Raw genomic sequence first — 17,095 nt, forward strand, 5'->3', positions numbered from 1 at the left:
TCTGGCGGGGGCTCTACTCGCGTCCCTTCAACCGGAACAGCAGGTCCTCATGCACGGCCTTGAGGTGGAAGATCAGGAAGCCGGCCGCCTCCTCGAAAGCGCCCGCACGGCAGAGGCGGATCAGCTCGGCATGCTCTTCCATCGCTCGGGTCATCGCTGCGACGCTTGAGAGCTGGACGCGCGTGTAGCGGTCGCTCGTCTGCAGCAGGGACGCGACGATCTGCTGTGTCCGGGGCATCTCGGCGCGCCGGTAGAGGGCCAGGTGCAGTTCGGCATTGAGCTGGCCATAGGAGTCGATTTCTCCTGCGGCCGTCGCCCTGAGGAATCGGCTTTGAACCTCCTCCACCCGTGCGAAATCGTCGCCATCGAGAAGCGGCGCCGATTTGCGGAAGAGCCGCGGTTCCAGAAGCGCCCGCAGCTCGAAGACGTCGTTGATCTCGGCGAGCGACAGTTCGGAGACGATCGCCCCCTTCTGCGGCACGATCCTGACCAGCCCTTCGGCTTCGAGCTGGAACAGGACCTCGCGCACCGGAATGCGGCTGACGCCGTAGGTTTCGGCCAACGCATCCTGGCGCAGCTGACTGCCGGCCGGATAGCGCCCGGAGAGAATCGCCTGCCGGATTTCCTCGATTAATGCCCCGGAGAGGGTGCGATGTTTGAGATGTGACACCATGGACGCTCGCTACAGGATTACCGCCAAAAATGATATTGACTCGAAGAATGTATAAAATCTACTTTATACGGAAACTAGGGAACAGTCATGAACCAGTCAGTCGCGCCGCCGCTTTATGCGCGCGCCATCGTCTCTCTCTCCGAAGCCATGCTCGCCCTCGAAAAGCGCGCTGTTGCCGGATTGATGTGCGTGCTTCTCGCGCTCATCCTTCTGAACGTCGTCACCCGCTACAGCGGACATCCGCTCTATTGGGTCGATGAATCGGCCGTATACGCCATGGTCTGGCTCGCCTTCCTCGGAGGCTCGGCGCTGACCCGTCTTCGACTCGATTTCGCCGTGACGCTGCTGACGGATTACCTGCCGCCCGCGGCGGCGCGCCGGATGCGCGCGGCCTCGACACTGCTCGTCCTCCTGTTCGCCCTTGCGCTTGCGGCATTCTGCTGGATGTGGATGGACCCCGTCGGCATCATCCGCGCCGGCTTCGACGCTAAGGCCTTCGCGGCCGAGAGCTTCAACTTTCTCTATACCGAGCGCAGCCAGACGCTGAATTGGCCGATCTGGGCGATCAGCCTCGTCATTCCGCTCTTCGCCGTCACCATGACCGTCCATTGCGCCGCCAATCTCGTCGAAGACCTGGGTCTGTCGCCCCAGCGTGAGCGGCGCGAACTTTCCAGCGCCGAGGGAGTGAACTGATGGTCACCACCGCCGCCTTCCTCCTCTTCATGCTCGTCGGCGTTCCGATCGGCGTCTGTCTCTGCCTCGGCAGCATCGTCTATATCTTCGCCTCCGGAAATCCCCTGCTCTTCCAGAGCTTTCCGACGCAGCTCTTCGGCGGCGTCGACAATTACGGGCTGATCTCCATTCCGCTCTTCGTGCTGATCGGCGAGATCATGAACGGCGGCGGCATCACCCGGCGCATCATCGACATGACGATGGCTTTCGTCGGCGCGATGCGCGGTGGGCTTGCCTATGTCAACCTGCTCGCCAACATGTTCGTCGCCTCGATACTCGGATCGGCCACGGCGCAGGTTGCCGTCATGGCGCAGATGATGGTGCCGGAGATGGAGAAGAAGGGCTATGACAAGACCTTCGCCGCCGGGCTCACCGCCTATTCGGGCATGCTCGGTCCCATCATCCCCCCGTCGATCATGTTCGTCGTCTACAGCGTGCTCGCGCAGGTTCCGGTAAGCGATATGCTGGCCGCAGGAATTGTGCCCGGAATTCTGCTGACCGTAGCCTTCTGCCTCGTCATCGCAGCGATGGGTTTCGTCTACAACTATCCGCGCGGCGAGCGCATGAAGCTCAAGGAGCGCATCCGTATCGTCCTGGATGCGCTGCCTACGCTTCTCATCCCCTTCGTTATCGTCGGCTCGATCCTCTCCGGCCTCGCCAACGCGACGGAGGCCGCAGCCGTCGGCGCCGTTGCAGCGGTGCTCGTCGGCCGCTTCTGGATCGGCGAGCTCAAATTCTCCGAGCTTCCTCGAATGATGCTGCGCGCCGGGATCTATTCGGCCGTGGTCCTCTTCCTCGTCGCGGCCGCCGCGGTCTTCTCCTGGGTACTTGTCTACGGCATGGTGCCGCAGCAGGTCGCCGGCTGGGTCCAGACGGTCGCCTCGGATCCGGTCACCTTCATGTTGCTCGTCAACGTCATCCTGCTCGTCATCGGCACGGTGATCGACGGCGCCCCCGGGCTCATCATGACCGTGCCCATCCTCCTGCCGATCGCGACCGAGGTCTACGGCATCGACCCGATCCATTTCGGCGTCGTCGTGGTCCTCAACCTCGTGCTCGGCTTCCTCTCGCCGCCCGTCGGGCTCTGCTTCTTCGTTGCGGCCGCGGTGACCGGCGCAAAGCCCGGCAAGATGTTCCTGGTGACGCTGCCCTTCTTCTTCGTCTCCTGTCTCATGCTCGTGCTCCTGTCGCTCATTCCCTCGCTCTCGACCTTCTTCGCCCGATAACCACAACGAACCAGCCAGAGGATCTTCCATGACATTTTCCCGCAGAACCTTCCTTGGCGGCGTTGCCGCCGGCGCAGCCCTCTCGCTCGCCACGCCGTCGCTCGTGCGCGCGCAGGAAACGCGCACCTTGCGCCTCGGCATCGTCACGCCGCCGGGACATCCCTGGAACAACGCCGCACTCAAGGTGGGCGAAGCCCTCAAGGCAGAGACGAACGGTCGCCTGTCGATCTCGGTCTTTCCGGCCGGCCAGCTCGGCAACGAGGCCGCGATGCTGCAGCAGATGCAGAGCGGCGCGCTCGATCTCGGCTGGATCATGACCGCCGAACTCGGCTCGCGCATTCCCGCCGTTGCCGCGATCAACGCGCCCTGGGTCGTCGATTCGACTGCCAAGGTCGCCAAGCTCGTGCGCGAGCCGGTCGCCATGAAGCTCCTCGACGTTCTTCCGGCCGAGACCGGAACAGTCGGCCTTGCCTGGGGCATCACCACCATGCGCGTCGTCTTCTCGGCCAAGGAGATCGCCGGGCTCGACGACATCAACGGCATGAAGCTGCGCATCAATACGACGCCCGCCTATCGCGATTTCTACCAGCTCCTCGGCGCAGCGCCGACGCCGATTCCGACGCCGGCGGTTTTCGACGCCATGTCGAACGGCCAGGTGGACGGTCTGGAGGCGGACCTCGACTTCTCCTGGAACCAGCGCTTCGACAAGGTGTCCAAGACCATGCTGAAGATGAACGCGATCTTCATGCCCTGCGTGGCGCTGGCCTCCGGTCGCGTCTGGCAGACCCTTCCCGAGGCCGACCGGGAGATCATCGCCCGCCTCACCAAGGCAGCGCTCGACGAGCAGATCGACGCTACCGTCGCCAACGAGCCGGCCCTCCTCGAAAAATTCGCCGGCGCAGGCATTCCGATCAAGGATGTCACCGTCGCCGATGCCGGACGGATCATCGCCGAATACGACAAGATCTGGCTGCCGAAGGCACCGGTTCTCGCCGAACTTCGGAAAGTCGGCGCAACGCTCTGAGGCTCTCGGATGGGGAAAGCGGCCCGCGCCGCCTTCCCCATCCGGTTCGCAAAAACCGCGTACCCTTTTCCCCATCCCGCTACCCCGCGTGCACGCAAATCGCCTCAATCTGCTTGCGCCCTGGCCCGCCGCAGGCCAAGAGAGCCTGAGGAGATCCTGGGTGGTCCACAGATGGAAAGAAAAGAAATCGCAATTATCGGCGGCGGTCCCGCCGGTCTGATGGCCGCGGAAGTCTTGTCCCGCTCGGGCCATGCGGTGACCGTCTACGAGGCTATGCCGACCGCGGCGCGCAAATTCCTGCTCGCGGGAAAATCCGGCCTGAACATAACCCATTCCGAAGCGTACCGGGACTTCGCAGCGCGCTTCGGCGATGCTTCGGCAAGCCTGCGGCCGGCCCTTGATGCCTTTACCCCGCAGGACGTACGCGCCTGGGCAGCCGGACTTGACGCGGAGACCTTCGTCGGCTCTTCCGGCCGCGTGTTTCCGAAGGCTATGAAGGCCTCGCCGCTGTTGCGCAGCTGGCTCCGCCGGCTGGAGGCCCAGGGCGTCCGGCTTCTCACCCGCCATCGCTGGTCGGGTTGCACAGAGAAGGGCTACATATTCGATACGCCGGAAGGGACGACGGTCGTTCGTTGCGACGCGGCTCTCCTGGCGCTTGGCGGCGCAAGCTGGCCACGGCTCGGCTCCGACGCCGCCTGGGTGCCGTTGCTGCGGGCGAGAGGCGTGCCGATCAGCGATTTCCGCCCTGCCAATTGCGGTTTCGATGTCGCCTGGACGCAGGTTTTCCGCGAGCGTTTTGCCGGCCAACCACTGAAAGGCGTTACCGCAACATCCGATGGGGGGACGATCCCGGGCGAATTCGTGGTGAGCCGCCACGGCATCGAAGGCAGCCTCGTCTACGCCCATGCGGCAAGCCTGCGCGACCGGCTGGACCGGGACGGCAAGGCGGCGCTCCTCCTTGACCTCACACCCGGCCGCACGGCCGACAGGCTCGCGCGGGATCTCGCGCGACAAGACCGCAAGGCGAGCTTCTCCAACCGCCTGCGCAAGGGCGCGGGGCTCGACGTTGTCAAAGCGTCATTGCTGCGCGAACTCTCGACGGAGGCGGCACGAGCCGCGCCGGAGCAACTCGCTGCCGGGATCAAGGCCCTGCCCGTTCCGGTGCTCGCAACACGGCCGATCGCCGAAGCGATCTCATCGGCCGGCGGCATCCGCCTGGACGCCATCGACAACCGCTACATGCTGAAGGCGCTGCCCGGCCTCTTCGCCGCCGGAGAAATGCTCGACTGGGAGGCGCCGACCGGCGGCTATCTCCTTACCGCGTGCCTTGCCATGGGCCGTGCTGCGGCCCGCGGCGTCGAAGCATGGCTCGCCGATAATCTGCGGTAACACTGCGGATGATAGCGTCTTCACATCCGTCAGCGCTCAGCTTTTCGGCCTGATGGAGAACATGGCACCGGCGGCGACAATGAAGAGCCCGATGATTGCAAGTTGAAACGTGCTCGGGATGCCGACGAGGATCAGCACATTGTTGACGAGCGTGATCAGCAGTACCCCGAGCAGGGTTCCGAGCACCGTACCCGAGCCTCCGGTGATGCGCGCGCCACCAAGGACGACCGCGGCAATGACGTCCAGCTCCGACCCCGCCAAATCGAAAGGGTTGGCGAGACGATTGCTCGACACGTGCATGATACCCGCGATCCCGGCGAGCAGACCGGCATAGGCAAAGACGAACACGTGGACAGTGCGCAGGTTGTATCCGAGACGCGAAGCGATACTGGCGTTTCCGCCAACCGCATAGATAGCCCGGCCTATAAGGGTCCGCTTGAGGATATACCAGGTGGCGAGCGCAGCGACGACCAGTACGAGGAAATAGGCGGGCAAAGTCGAGACTGCACCATTCGCCCCCTCGTGCCGTAAAAGCGCGAGCTTTCCGAAAGCGTCCATGGATTCGGGGATGTTCATGAACAGTGCCGTTCCGATGAAGGTCAGCAGAAACCCGCGGATCGCATATTGCGTGCCGATCGTCACGATCAGTGAGGGCGCCTTCAATGCGTGGACCAGCAAGCCGTTGCAAATGCCGAGGATCGCGCCGCCGGCGGCTGCGATGCCAAGGATCGGCCAGATGGACAAATCCGGCGCATAATTCGTGACCAGCATGGTGATGACGTACATCACCAGCGCAGCAATGGCCGTGAACGAGACGTCGAGCCCGCCGGATGCCAGCACGACGAGAACGCCAAGCGCGAAGAGGCCGCGCACGACGGTGGAGCGTGCCATGTCGAACAGGTTGGAAACCTGCCAGAAGTCCGGATTGATCGTGCCCACGACGATGCAGACGATCACGACGAGGAGGAAGGTAACGGCCGGAGGGTGGCGGATAAACCAGCGCATGGTCCGGACTGCGGCGGGCACTCCCTCGGTCCCGCTGACGGGGGTCGCTGCGACATCGGCCATGTTATTGAACTCCCTGGCCGTCTTCGGCCATCATCGACTTGTAGATTGCGTCTTCCTCAAGCCCTTCGGCCGGAAAGATATCGGCGACCCGGCCTTTGCGCATCACCATCACGCGGTCGCAGTTCTGCAGAAGCTCGGGCAGATCATCGCTGATGATGATGACGCTCATGCCGTCTCCTGCAAGGCGCTGAATGATGCGGAATATCGTGTCCTTCGATCCGACGTCGACGCCGACGGTCGGTCCGTGCAGGATGAGCAGGCTCGGCTCGATCGTCAGCCAGCGGCCGATCAGAACCCTCTGCTGGTTGCCGCCTGAAAGGGACATGACGGGGTTGTCGATATCCGGGGTCGCCACCTGCAGATCGTCGACCGTTTTCTGTGCCAAAGCCTTCGCCCGGCGGCTGTCGAGCAGGCCGAAAGCCCCCCGCAGTCGGTCGAGGACCGCCATGACGATATTCTCGCGGATGGATTTCCCAAGGAAAAGCCCTTCAGACAGGCGGTCCTCCGGAACATAGCCGATGCCGGCCTCGATCGCAGAGGCGGGCGACGACAGATCGGCCCGTCTGCCTGCGAGCTGTACCGAGCCCCGCCGCGCCGGTTCCACGCCGGCCAGCGAAAGCGCAAGCTCGTTTCGCCCGGAATCGAGAAGTCCCGTAATCCCGAATATCTCGCCCTTGGAAACCGTGAAGCTGACATCGTCGAAGCCGGCGCCCCCGAGCCGCTCCACCGAGAGCAGCGTCTCGTCACCGTGCGAATCGACGCGATAGCGCGTGTCGTCGAGTTTCTTGCCCGTCATCCAGAAGCCCAGTTCGGTCTTCGACTGATTGGCGACGTCGCATTCGGCAACCTTCAGGCCGTCCCGCATGATGATCGCCTGCCCGCCGATCGCCTTGCATTCGTCGAGCTTGTGCGTGACGAAAAGGACAGACACGCCCTTGGCGTGCAGGCCGTGCACGACGCGGATGAGGTTGTCCACTTCGCGCCGCGTCAATGCGGTCGTCGGCTCATCCATGATGACCAGGCCGGCATCGGAAGCGATCGCGCGGGCAATGGCAATGAGCTGGCGCGTTGCGATGGGGAGTTCTTCGACGGGTGTCGCCAGAAAGGCGGGCTCCGTCGGCAGACCGACGTCCTTCAATGCACGGACGGCCGTCTCCCGCAGACCCTTGAGGTCGAGACGCCGCGCGAGGCTGCCGTTGGAGGCAACCAGCTGCTGCGTCAGCGCGACATTCTCCTCGACGCTCAGATTGGGTAGAAGCGACAGGTCCTGATAAACCGTCTCGATGCCGGCTGCCAGGGCGCCGATCGGCGTCAGCCCCACGACCTTTTTACCGTTGATCGCAAGCTCACCGCCATCTGCCGGCTGGGCGCCGGAGATAATCTTGATGAGCGTGCTCTTGCCGCATCCGTTCTCGCCCATGAGATGGTAGGTACGGCCGCGCTCGATCGTGAAGCTCACCCCCTTCAGGGCGCGAACGCCGCCAAAGCGCTTCTCCAGGTCGCGAACTTCCAGGAAAGGCGTCGTATCGCTCCGCGCCTCTGCGGAGGACATCTTCTTCTCGGCAATGATAGTCGACTGCATTGGCATGGTCCGGAGTTGCGGTCAGTTCGCCGGCAGGGTCATCCCTGCCGGCGGATGCGGCTGCAGCCGCGTATCCCTTCGATGCGCGATCAGAACGGATACTGGCTGTAGTTGGACTTATCGACGTCGACCCAGGCTTCGCCGACAACGATGATGCCGTCGCCAGGGCCCTTCTTCACCGACACCTTGTTGTAACCCGGCACCCCGAGATCCATGCCGTCCGTGATTTCCTTGCCCTCGATCACGAGCTGGGCGACCTTGTTCATGACGTAGCCGGCATCCTTCGGGTCCCAGAAGGAGATGCTCTTGACGGCACCCGATTCGAGATACTTGGCCGTGTCCTTCGGCAGACCGAGGCCGACGACGCAAACCTTGCCGACGAGGCCGGCTTCTTCGACCGCGCGGCCGATCCCGATCACGTCAATGGCCGAACCACCCTGGAAGCCCTTGATGTCAGGATACTTGCGCAGGATCTCGCGCGCCTTCTCGTAAGCCTTGTTGGCGTCGTTGAAGGATTCGTTCTTCTCCGAAACGAGTTCCATTTCCGGATATTTCTTGGCGTTCTCCGCGCCGCCGTCGGCCCACTGCACGTGCGTGAGGCTGCCGAGCGACCCGACGAACGACGTCCACTTGCCGGACTTGCCCATGCATTCGGCCAGCTTCTCGTTGAAGCGCGCGCCGAAGACCTTGTTATCGAAGGCCTCGATATCGACCTGCGTGTTCTTCAGGCTGTCGGCTTCGTGCGTGATGATCTTGATGCCGCGGTTCATCGCCCGCTTGAAGACGCCCTCGAGAGCGGAAGGGTCCATCGGCACGACGGCGATTGCGTTGACATTCTTCGCGACGAGGTCTTCGATGAGGCGAAGCTGCTGGGCCGCGTCGGCCTTGGCCGGCCCGATCTGACTCGTAGACACAGCTGGATTGTCCTTGCCATAGGCAACGACACCTTCCTCCATGCGCGTGAACCAATTCTCACCGGTCACCTTGACGACGGTAACGACGGAGGGGGCGTCCTGCGCGACCGCAAGCTGGGCAGCGCAAAGCGCACCCAAAGCGACCGTGCAGGCGGCAATCTTCTTGTAGACAGACATGAGTGTCTCCTCATCACTTGTTGTTTGCCCGACCAGAAATCGACGGCGGGGGGCATTGCGCCGTTTGGGGACCTCGGGATCAGCGTCGCGGCGAAAGATATGCGCGGAGATCGACGCGCGACGTTGCCAGGAACACGATCAGAAGCAGTCCCCAGGCGCAGTCGCGGAAGAAATTCGAGATATCGAGGAAATTGAACAGGCTGGACAGCATCTGAAGCGCCGTCGCGGAGAGGACGACGCAGACCGTGCGTCCATATCCGCCGTCAGGCCGTACACCCGCCATCACGACGATCAGAATGGCGATGAGAACGTAGGAGCTGCCATAGTCCCACTTCACGCTTGAGGTGCGGGCGGCGATGATGATCCCAGCGACGGAAGCAAGCACTCCGCAGACGGTATAGGTCAGAAGAAGCATCCGGCGCTGCGGAATGCCGGCGTAACGGGCGGCCTTGGCATTGCTGCCCATCAGGTAGAGCTTGAAACCGAAAGGCGTGAAGCGGAGCACGACACCGATCAGGACCGCGATGGCGACGAAGAGCGTGAAGCACATCGGCACACCGAGTACCGGGGTATTGCCGAAATTGTCGAGGGGCTCGATATAGCCGAGGGTGATCGCCGAGCCGTTGGTGAAAGCAACGGCGAGACCTGTGAAAAATAGCTGCGTGCCAAGCGTGGCGATGATCGGCGTGAGCCCGGCGAAGGCGATCAAGGCACCGTTCAGCAAGCCGCCGGCGAGACCGATGATCAGCGCCACCACCGCGAACAGCCACGAAAAAGCGAGTGGCGCTTCATCGGCCGAAACCCAATCGCGCACCAGCAGATAGGAGCCTACCCCGGCAAGATTGGCGAGCGCGATGCCGGACAGATCGATGCCGCCGCCTCCCGCGATCATGGCGAGCATTACGCCGAGAGCCAGCAGCGCAAGCTCCGGTACCTGAGCGGACATCGACTGGAAATTGTAGAGGCTGAGAAAGGTGTCTCCTGCGAACACCGCAGCGAGCGCGACCACGAGAGCGTTGGTCGCCACAAGAAAGTTGAATTGCCGGTCGGCAAACATGCTTTTCATTCAGCCTCTCCCACACCGCATTTCAGGGGCGCTTCACACCCCGTCGACTTCCTGCCGGTCCAGCCGATCGCCGGGGGCGACCGCAGTGGACTGACGAGCAAGTCCTTGAGAAGCCATGGAAATCTCGGAAATAACTCCTTCCATCCCTCTCAAATTTTCGGCAATCTAACGTGAATGTTGACATTTGTCGAGCCATGTTTGAATTATGTAGGAAATTCGCAGTACGGCATGATCCGCTGGTCACCAGGGAGGAGCTCTCGATCAAGATTTTCCAGCCGGCCTGGCACGCGAACCGCGCCGGCAGACCTCGATCTGCTCCGGCAGACGATGTTAGATTCAACGTAGTGTTGCGCTGAGCCGTGTCGCCAGCGACGGACAAAAGAGGACTGCCATGCAGCGTTTCATCAACAATCCGGACGAAGTCGTCGAGGATACCGTGAAGGGTTTCGTCAAGGCGCATGCCGACATCGTTCGCCTCGGAGAAAATCCGCGGGTCATCGTCGCCAGGGGCGCGCCGGTTGCCGGCAAGGTGGGTGTCGTGACCGGCGGCGGCTCCGGCCATGAGCCTGCCTTCATCGGCTACACCGGCCGCAACATGCTGGACGCGGTTGCAGTCGGCGAACTCTTTTCCTCACCGACGGCCAAGAGCTTTCACGACGCGATGCGCGAAGCGAACGGCGGCAAGGGCGTCGTCTGCCTCTACGGCAATTATGCCGGCGACAACATGAACGTGAAGATGGCGGTGAAGCTCGCGGCCAAGGCAGGGATCGAAGCCGCGACGGTCGTCGCCAATGACGACGTCTGCTCCGCGCCGCCCGAAGAGCGGGAGAAGCGGCGCGGCGTCGCCGGAGAAATCTTCATGTGGAAGATCGGCGGGGCCAAGGCGGCCGCCGGGGCGAGCCTCGAAGAGGTCCGTGCGGCTTCCCAGAAGGCGATCGACAATTGCCGCTCGATTGGGGTCGGGCTCGGCCCCTGCACCTTGCCCGCGGTCGGGCATCCGAACTTCCGGATCGAGCCCGGCACGATGGAAGTCGGCATCGGCCATCACGGTGAGCCCGGCGTGCGCGTCGAAGCGCTGAAGACCGCCGAAGAGGTCGCGGTCGACATGTGCAAGATCGTGCTGGACGATCACGACCTGCCGGAGGGCACGGAAGTGGCTGTGCTCGTCTCCGGCCTCGGCGCGACACCGCTCAACGAACTCTACATCCTGAACGACACGATCGAGCGCGAGATCACAGCACGGGGCCTCAGGATCTACCGCACCTTCGTCGGCAACTACTTCACCTCGCTCGAAATGGTCGGAGCGACGCTGACGGTCATGGCGCTCGACGACGAACTCAAGGCGCTCCTCGATGTCGAGGTCCGCTGCACCGCCGTTCTCTGAGGAAATGGACATGCAGACGTTTGAAAATGCAAAAGCCGGCGACATCGTTCTTACGCTTGCCGACCGGATCATCGAAAACCGCGCCTATCTGAGCGAGATCGACGGCAAGATCGGCGATGGCGATCACGGGGTGAACATGGCCAAGGGCTTTGGCCTTGCCGCAGAACGCCTGAAGGGCACAGACGCCTCGCTGTCAGAGGCGCTCGATACGCTCGGCACCGTGCTGATGACGGAGATCGGCGGATCGATGGGGCCGCTCTACGGCGTGATGTTCACCGAATTCGCCGAAAAGATCGAGGGCGCCGATGCAATCGACGCCGCCGCCTATAGCCGCATGCTTCATGCGGGGCTCGAAGGCATCCGGTCGATCGGCTCCGCCAAGGTGGGCGACAAGACGCTGCTCGACACCTTGGTGCCCGCGGTGGACGCCTTCGATGCGGCGGCTGCCGACGGCAAGCCCTTCGCCGAAGCGCTCGATGCACTTGTATCGGCGGCGGAGGCCGGCCGCGATTCGACGCGCGATCTCGTCGCCAAGATCGGCCGGGCGAGCCGCCTCGGCGAACGCTCGCTCGGCGTGTTGGACGCCGGCGCCACCTCCTGTGCGATCATCCTCAGGGAGTTGTCGCACGGGGCTCGCGCCCGGCTCGCCTGACGCCGCGGTTTCGCGATTGCGCGCAAAGGGGGGCAGCGGCACCCAGCCCCCATTGCAAAAGCACGGCGTTGCTTCCATCCTCGCGGTCCGAAAACAGGGGAAGTACAGGACTGCATGACGATCAAGACACCTTCTCCGCGCAAGGGCGCTGCCAGTCGAAGCGGTACGGTCGATGCTTCGGACGCGATCCCCTTGCGCTACGGTGACGACCCCTATGTCTGGGCCTGCTGGCTTTATTACGAAGACGGCATGACGCAGGGCGAGATCGCCGAGGCCATGGGTGTGTCGCGGGCGACGGTAAACAGCTATCTCGCCGACGCCCGCGAAAAAGGCATCGTCAACATTTCGATCGAGCCGGCGCGACTGGCATCGCTCACCATCGCCCAGGAACTGAAGCGGCATTTCGGCCTGACCGACTGTCTCGTGGTCCCGAGCGACGACAATGCGCGTCCTTTGATCGACCGCCTCGGAGCGGCCGGGGCGCAGGCGCTTCCAAAACTCCTGAAATCCGGCGATACGCTCGCCGTCGCCTGGGGCCGCACCGTGCTTTCGGTTGGCGAGCACGCCGGTATCGCTTCCCTTCAGGACATGACGGTGGTTCAGGCGACCGGCGGCACCACGGCCTCATTTGCCTATACGCCGGAGCTTTGTGCCTCGGCGGTCGCACGGGCAATTTCAGCCCGCTGCGTCAACATCACCGCGCCGGCCGTGGTCAAATCGCCGGAACTCCTGCATATGCTTCTGGAGGAACCTCTGGTTCAGGAGCAGTTCGCGACTCTGGCAAGGGCAAACCGGGTGCTTTTCGGCATCTCCTCGCTTCGGCCGAATTCCACCATTCATACCAGCGGTTTCTTCGAATCGGTCTCGCTGCAGGACTATCTGGCAGCCGGCGCGGTCGGCGTCGTCGCGGGCCGTTTCATCGATGAACGCGGCCGTCCGGTCGCCGGCCCGCTCGACGATCGTACGGTCGGCATCTCGCTGGACCTGCTCCGCGAGATAGGCACGCGCATTGCAGTCGCCGGCGGCTTCGATAAGGTGCCGGCCCTGCTCGCCGCGCTACGCGGCGGCTATGTCAACGTGCTCATCACCGACGCGGCGACCGGTCACGGCATCTTGCGGGCCGACGGCGTCAGGGCACTCGACGCCAAGCTTTCGCACCGGCCGAAGCTTGTCCAGACACCGAGCTCCTATCGCACCCACGTCAAGAAATTCCTCAACAACCCGAACGAAGTCGTCGAAGAGATGCTCGAAGGGGTCGTCAGGGCGCATCAGAAATATCTGCAGCCGATCAACGGATCGCACCGGGCGCTCGTCGCGCGCAGCGGCCCCAGGCCCGGAAAAGTGGGCCTCGTCATCGGCGGGGGCACGGGGCACGAGCCGTGCTTCCTCGGTTATGTCGGCAAGGGTCTTGCCGATGCGGTTGCCGTGGGGAACATCTTTTCCTCGCCGCCGCCCGATCCGATCGTGCAATGCGCCGAGGCCGCGTCCGGAGGCGAAGGCGTGCTCTTCGTCTACGGCAACTATGCCGGCGACGTGATGAATTTCGAGATGGCGGCTGAAATTGCCGAAGAAAAGGGCATCAAGGTAAGGACTGTCCTGACGACGGATGACGTCGCCTCCTCGCCGGTCGAGGACCGCGAAGGCCGGCGCGGCGTCGCCGGCAACTTCTTCATCTTCAAGGTCGCGGGCGCGGCCTGCGATCGCGGCCTGTCGCTGGAAGCCTGCGAAGCCGTCACGCGCAAGGCGAACCTGCGCACCTATACGGTGGGCGTCGCGCTCGAACCCGGCTCGATGCCGCAGACGCGACGGCACAATTTCGAGATCGGCCCGGACGACATGGAGGTCGGCATGGGCATACACGGCGAACCGGGCGTGACGCGCGAGCGCATCCGATCGGCGGACGAGATTACCGACAGCATCATGGACCGCATCTTCAAGGAGATGAAGACAGCACCCGGCGAGCGCGTCGCCGTGCTCGTCAATTCCTTCGGAGCGACGCCCCTGATGGAGCTCTATATCCTGTTCCGGCGGGTCCAGCAGCGACTGGCGGCAAAGGACATACTGATCGAAGCGAACTGGATCGGACATTATTGCACCTCGTTGGACATGGCCGGCGCTTCGATCACCATTCTCCATCTTGATCAGGAATTGTCCGATCTGCTTCATCACCCTTGCGAAACGGCCTTTCTGAAGGTCAACTAGAACTGGGCGAAGCCCTGGCGGGTGGTTGCGGATCCACCTAAAGGCCGCGGGAGGAAAATGATGCCGGAGAGCGCGGTGCGCCGCTTAATCGAAATGTTCGAGGCGATCTCCAGTGCCATCGAAGCGGAGAGGGACCATCTGTCCGAGCTTGACGGCGCGATCGGCGATGCCGATCACGGGATCACCATGGCGATCGGCTTTTCTGCCGTGACCGGCGAACTTGCGAGAACGGACGCAGGCAGCGCCGGGCTGAGCGGTGTCATGACGGCGGCGGCAAGCGCCTTCCTGAACGCCGTCGGAGCCTCGACGGGACCGCTTTACGCCACCGCCTTCCGACGTGCGGCCCAGGCCCTGGAAGGACGCGACACACTGGACCTCGAGGCTTGCTCCCTTCTCATCCAGGCGGTTGCCTCCGGCATAGGCGAGCGCGGCAAGGGGCAGCGCGGCGACAAGACGATGCTCGACGTCTGGCTTCCCGCCGCCGACGCAGCGGCGCAAGCGGCCGCAGCCGGCAAGTCTGCCGAGGCATTCTGGGCGGATGTCACCGCAGCCGCCGAGAACGGCGCCAGCGCGACGCGTTCCATGGTCGCAACGAAGGGCCGTGCAGCCCGGGTCGGAGAGCGCTCGCTCGGACACATGGATCCCGGCGCCGCCTCGGCCGTCATCATCATCCGGGCCATGGCCCAAACACTGCGGATGAGTTAAGGCCCGTTCGGTTTTGTCGGCACGCATGGCGATGCGCTCGAATTCCTTGCGTACCGACCGTGCGCCACTGCAGGTGTCCTTTGATCGTAGCCGATCAATGGACAAAAACATGCAGCAGCTCAACGTGCTACAGCGACCTTTGCGCGTCTCATAAGACGCGCGGCGCTGTAGGAAACCTTTCGGAGGACTGCAATCTCTCCTCCGTCCTCATCGTGCTCGTCACAGCGATGAGAGCAGCGCCGCGTCTGCGGCGCGGGAAGCGTTCTTTCAGCCCAAGGACTTGGTCTGGCTGGATTCCTGTGACAAGCACAGGAATGAGGAAATCAAACAAGTGCCTTGGACCGAAGGATTGGAGCATTCCGGTGTTTCCATGAAACATTGAAATGCTCTAGGTCGACCCCACGCTTGATGACACAGTTTTCCTGAGGCGTGCTCTAACCCGCATCATCCAGTGCCGGCGGGGCTTCACCCGTCGTCAACATCTGCATCAGCGCGTGTTCGCTCCTCACGCCTTGCCGGTAAAGGTGAAACAGCATCTTTCCCAACTCCGCACCGTGTTCGCTTTCCGGCGCCAGCTCCCTGGAGGAGCAGGCATAAACGTGAACACGTCGCAACATCAAGATTTCGTCGTCGTCAATGGCGAGATCCGAGAAGCGCACCGACATTTCCTTTGACCCTCTAATCAAAGTGGCTTTGTTGATGATGGCTTAATATCGGTGCGGAGACGGCGCGAATCCAGACCCCCCATCATTCTTCAGTGAAGAGAGTTACGCGAACGCCAAGGCCCTCCACTTGCCTTTTGCTCTGCGTCCCATAGTTGAAATAGAAGACAGCATTTTTCAACGAACGGGGCAGACAACATGTCGGTACTGATCAGCATCCTGATCACCTTTCTCGTCGTCATTCTGGTTCTTTATCTCGTCAACCGCCTTCCCCTCGACGGGCGCACCAAGCAAATCGTCCAGGCCATCGTCATCATCATAGGCATCCTGTCGCTGCTGCGGTATCTTGCCGTGTTCTGAACTCCACAGAGGCCGCGGTCCTCTGTCCTTTCTCGGTGGCCGCAAACATGTGAACGCGGCCCTTGCGTATCCGCGGGGAACCTTGGCCCGGCTTCCCCATTAGGGGCCGAGTGAACAGTCCGGTTCGTGAAACGAACGGAGGCGGCCATGTTGCGAGCAGCTGTTTTCCTGGCATTTGCGGCAATGGCCGCTGCGCGGCACGATCCGGCGATCGCGCAGGATTCGCCGCGTATGCTCGACACCGAAAGCGGGCCCGTCAGCGTCGAAGTCTTGGCGGGCGGCCTCGAGCATCCCTGGGGCGCTGTCCTTCTGCCGGACGGCGACATGCTGGTGACGGAGCGTCCCGGCAGGCTGCGCCTCGTGTCGGCCGAGGGAGCCGTCGGCGAACCCATCGAAGGGGTCCCGGATGTCTTCGCCCAAGGTCAGGGTGGACTCCTCGATGTTGCGCTCGATCCGGATTTCGCCACGAACAGGACTGTCTATCTATCCTTTGCCGAGGAACGCGATGGCGGCGCGGCTACCTCGGTCGGCCGTGGCCGTCTGAACGACGACGCCACCGCACTTTCGGATTTCAAGGTAATCTTCCGGCAGGAGCCGGCAGCTTCAGGCGAGAATCATTTCGGCTCGAGGTTGGCCTTCGCGCCGGACGGCAAACTTTTCATCACGCTCGGCGAACGCTTCGACATGCAAGAGGCCCAGGATCCGGCCAACCATCTCGGCGCGATCGTCCGCCTCAATCCCGACGGCTCGATACCGGACGACAACCCCTTCGTCGGCCGCGAGGGCGCCGACGAGATTTGGTCCTACGGCCACCGCAACGTTCAGAGCGCCGCCATCCATCCGGAAACCGACGTGCTTTGGACGGCAGAGATGGGGCCGATGGGGGGAGACGAGTTGAACATACCCGAGGCGGGCAAAAACTACGGCTGGCCCGTGGTGAGCTGGGGCAGACATTATTCGGGCGAACGAATTCCCGATCCGCCGAGCCGCCCCGAATTCGCTGGCTCCATCCATAGCTGGACGCCCGTGATCTCACCCTCGGGCATGATGTTCTATACAGGCGACCTGTTCGCCGACTGGCGGGGCGACCTCCTGATCGGCGGCCTGTCGGCGGGCGGTATCGTCAGAGTGCAGACGAACGGCCGGAGGGTGACCGGGGAGGAAGTTCTTTCGCTCGAGGCACGGGTTCGCGATCTCCTCCAGGCCTCCGATGGCTCGGTACTCGCGCTGATCGACGCCGCATCCGGCAGGATTCTGCGGCTGAGGCCCGCCAACTAGA

Annotated in this window: 16 protein-coding genes; 10 read left to right on the plus strand and 6 right to left on the minus strand. The window is 63.0% G+C overall.

Annotated elements, in window-relative coordinates; all coding sequences use genetic code 11:
* Positions 1 to 13: 13 nt before the first annotated feature.
* A complete protein-coding gene (locus CN933_RS25695; RefSeq protein WP_018097942.1) occupies positions 14 to 673 on the minus strand; it encodes a GntR family transcriptional regulator in 660 nt (219 codons plus the stop codon).
* Between the two features lie 87 nt (positions 674 to 760).
* On the opposite strand from CN933_RS25695, the gene CN933_RS25700 reads away from it, so the two are divergent.
* The 4 genes from CN933_RS25700 (at position 761) to CN933_RS25715 (ending at position 5,044) form a co-directional block, all read left to right on the plus strand.
* Complete coding sequence (locus CN933_RS25700) at positions 761 to 1,366, plus strand: TRAP transporter small permease (protein ID WP_018097943.1); 606 nt, start codon at positions 761 to 763, stop codon at positions 1,364 to 1,366.
* Positions 1,366 to 2,631: a TRAP transporter large permease gene (locus CN933_RS25705; protein ID WP_018097944.1), complete on the plus strand. Its 1,266-nt coding sequence runs from the start codon at positions 1,366 to 1,368 to the stop codon at positions 2,629 to 2,631. The genes CN933_RS25700 and CN933_RS25705 overlap by 1 nt, the downstream gene beginning before the upstream one ends.
* Before the next feature lie 28 nt (positions 2,632 to 2,659).
* Positions 2,660 to 3,655, plus strand: a complete 996-nt coding sequence (locus tag CN933_RS25710; protein ID WP_017271755.1) for a TRAP transporter substrate-binding protein — start codon at positions 2,660 to 2,662, stop codon at positions 3,653 to 3,655.
* A gap of 171 nt (positions 3,656 to 3,826) precedes the next feature.
* A complete protein-coding gene (locus tag CN933_RS25715; RefSeq protein ID WP_018097945.1) occupies positions 3,827 to 5,044 on the plus strand; it encodes a TIGR03862 family flavoprotein in 1,218 nt (405 codons plus the stop codon).
* A 36-nt stretch (positions 5,045 to 5,080) separates the two neighbouring features.
* Here the strand turns inward: CN933_RS25715 and CN933_RS25720 are convergent, their stop codons facing one another.
* The 4 genes from CN933_RS25720 to CN933_RS25735 form a co-directional block, all read right to left on the minus strand.
* Positions 5,081 to 6,112 (minus strand): ABC transporter permease, encoded by a 1,032-nt coding sequence (locus CN933_RS25720; RefSeq protein ID WP_018097946.1) that lies wholly within the window; start codon positions 6,110 to 6,112, stop codon positions 5,081 to 5,083.
* A gap of 1 nt (position 6,113) precedes the next feature.
* A complete protein-coding gene (locus CN933_RS25725) occupies positions 6,114 to 7,694 on the minus strand; it encodes a sugar ABC transporter ATP-binding protein (protein ID WP_180980820.1) in 1,581 nt (526 codons plus the stop codon).
* 89 nt (positions 7,695 to 7,783) lie between these two features.
* The gene (locus CN933_RS25730; protein ID WP_018097948.1) at positions 7,784 to 8,785 is read right to left on the minus strand and encodes an autoinducer 2 ABC transporter substrate-binding protein; all 1,002 of its coding nucleotides are present in this window, start codon (positions 8,783 to 8,785) and stop codon (positions 7,784 to 7,786) included.
* A 79-nt stretch (positions 8,786 to 8,864) separates the two neighbouring features.
* Entirely contained in the window at positions 8,865 to 9,851 is a 987-nt protein-coding gene (locus CN933_RS25735; RefSeq protein WP_018097949.1) for an ABC transporter permease, read from the minus strand.
* A 391-nt stretch (positions 9,852 to 10,242) separates the two neighbouring features.
* Between CN933_RS25735 and CN933_RS25740 the strand changes: the two genes are divergently transcribed.
* The 4 genes from CN933_RS25740 (at position 10,243) to dhaL (CN933_RS25755) (ending at position 14,794) form a co-directional block, all read left to right on the plus strand.
* Complete coding sequence (locus CN933_RS25740) at positions 10,243 to 11,235, plus strand: dihydroxyacetone kinase subunit DhaK (protein ID WP_018097950.1); 993 nt, start codon at positions 10,243 to 10,245, stop codon at positions 11,233 to 11,235.
* A gap of 10 nt (positions 11,236 to 11,245) precedes the next feature.
* Complete coding sequence (gene dhaL, locus CN933_RS25745; protein ID WP_020487511.1) at positions 11,246 to 11,887, plus strand: dihydroxyacetone kinase subunit DhaL; 642 nt, start codon at positions 11,246 to 11,248, stop codon at positions 11,885 to 11,887.
* A gap of 114 nt (positions 11,888 to 12,001) precedes the next feature.
* A complete protein-coding gene (locus tag CN933_RS25750; protein WP_018097952.1) occupies positions 12,002 to 14,089 on the plus strand; it encodes a bifunctional sugar-binding transcriptional regulator/dihydroxyacetone kinase subunit DhaK in 2,088 nt (695 codons plus the stop codon).
* 60 nt (positions 14,090 to 14,149) lie between these two features.
* Positions 14,150 to 14,794: a dihydroxyacetone kinase subunit DhaL gene (dhaL, locus tag CN933_RS25755; protein WP_180980821.1), complete on the plus strand. Its 645-nt coding sequence runs from the start codon at positions 14,150 to 14,152 to the stop codon at positions 14,792 to 14,794.
* A gap of 434 nt (positions 14,795 to 15,228) precedes the next feature.
* On the opposite strand, the gene CN933_RS25765 is transcribed toward dhaL (CN933_RS25755), so the two are convergent.
* Positions 15,229 to 15,459, minus strand: coding sequence for a hypothetical protein (locus CN933_RS25765; protein WP_018097955.1), 231 nt, complete (start codon positions 15,457 to 15,459; stop codon positions 15,229 to 15,231).
* A 195-nt stretch (positions 15,460 to 15,654) separates the two neighbouring features.
* On the opposite strand from CN933_RS25765, the gene CN933_RS25770 reads away from it, so the two are divergent.
* On the plus strand, positions 15,655 to 15,816 hold the full coding sequence (locus CN933_RS25770) for a Thivi_2564 family membrane protein (RefSeq protein WP_017266304.1): 162 nt from the start codon (positions 15,655 to 15,657) through the stop codon (positions 15,814 to 15,816).
* A gap of 147 nt (positions 15,817 to 15,963) precedes the next feature.
* Complete coding sequence (locus CN933_RS25775; protein WP_018097956.1) at positions 15,964 to 17,094, plus strand: PQQ-dependent sugar dehydrogenase; 1,131 nt, start codon at positions 15,964 to 15,966, stop codon at positions 17,092 to 17,094.
* Position 17,095 lies beyond the last annotated feature (1 nt).

It is taken from the genome of Sinorhizobium sp. M4_45 (genome assembly GCF_002885915.1).
GTDB lineage: Bacteria > Pseudomonadota > Alphaproteobacteria > Rhizobiales > Rhizobiaceae > Sinorhizobium > Sinorhizobium meliloti_A.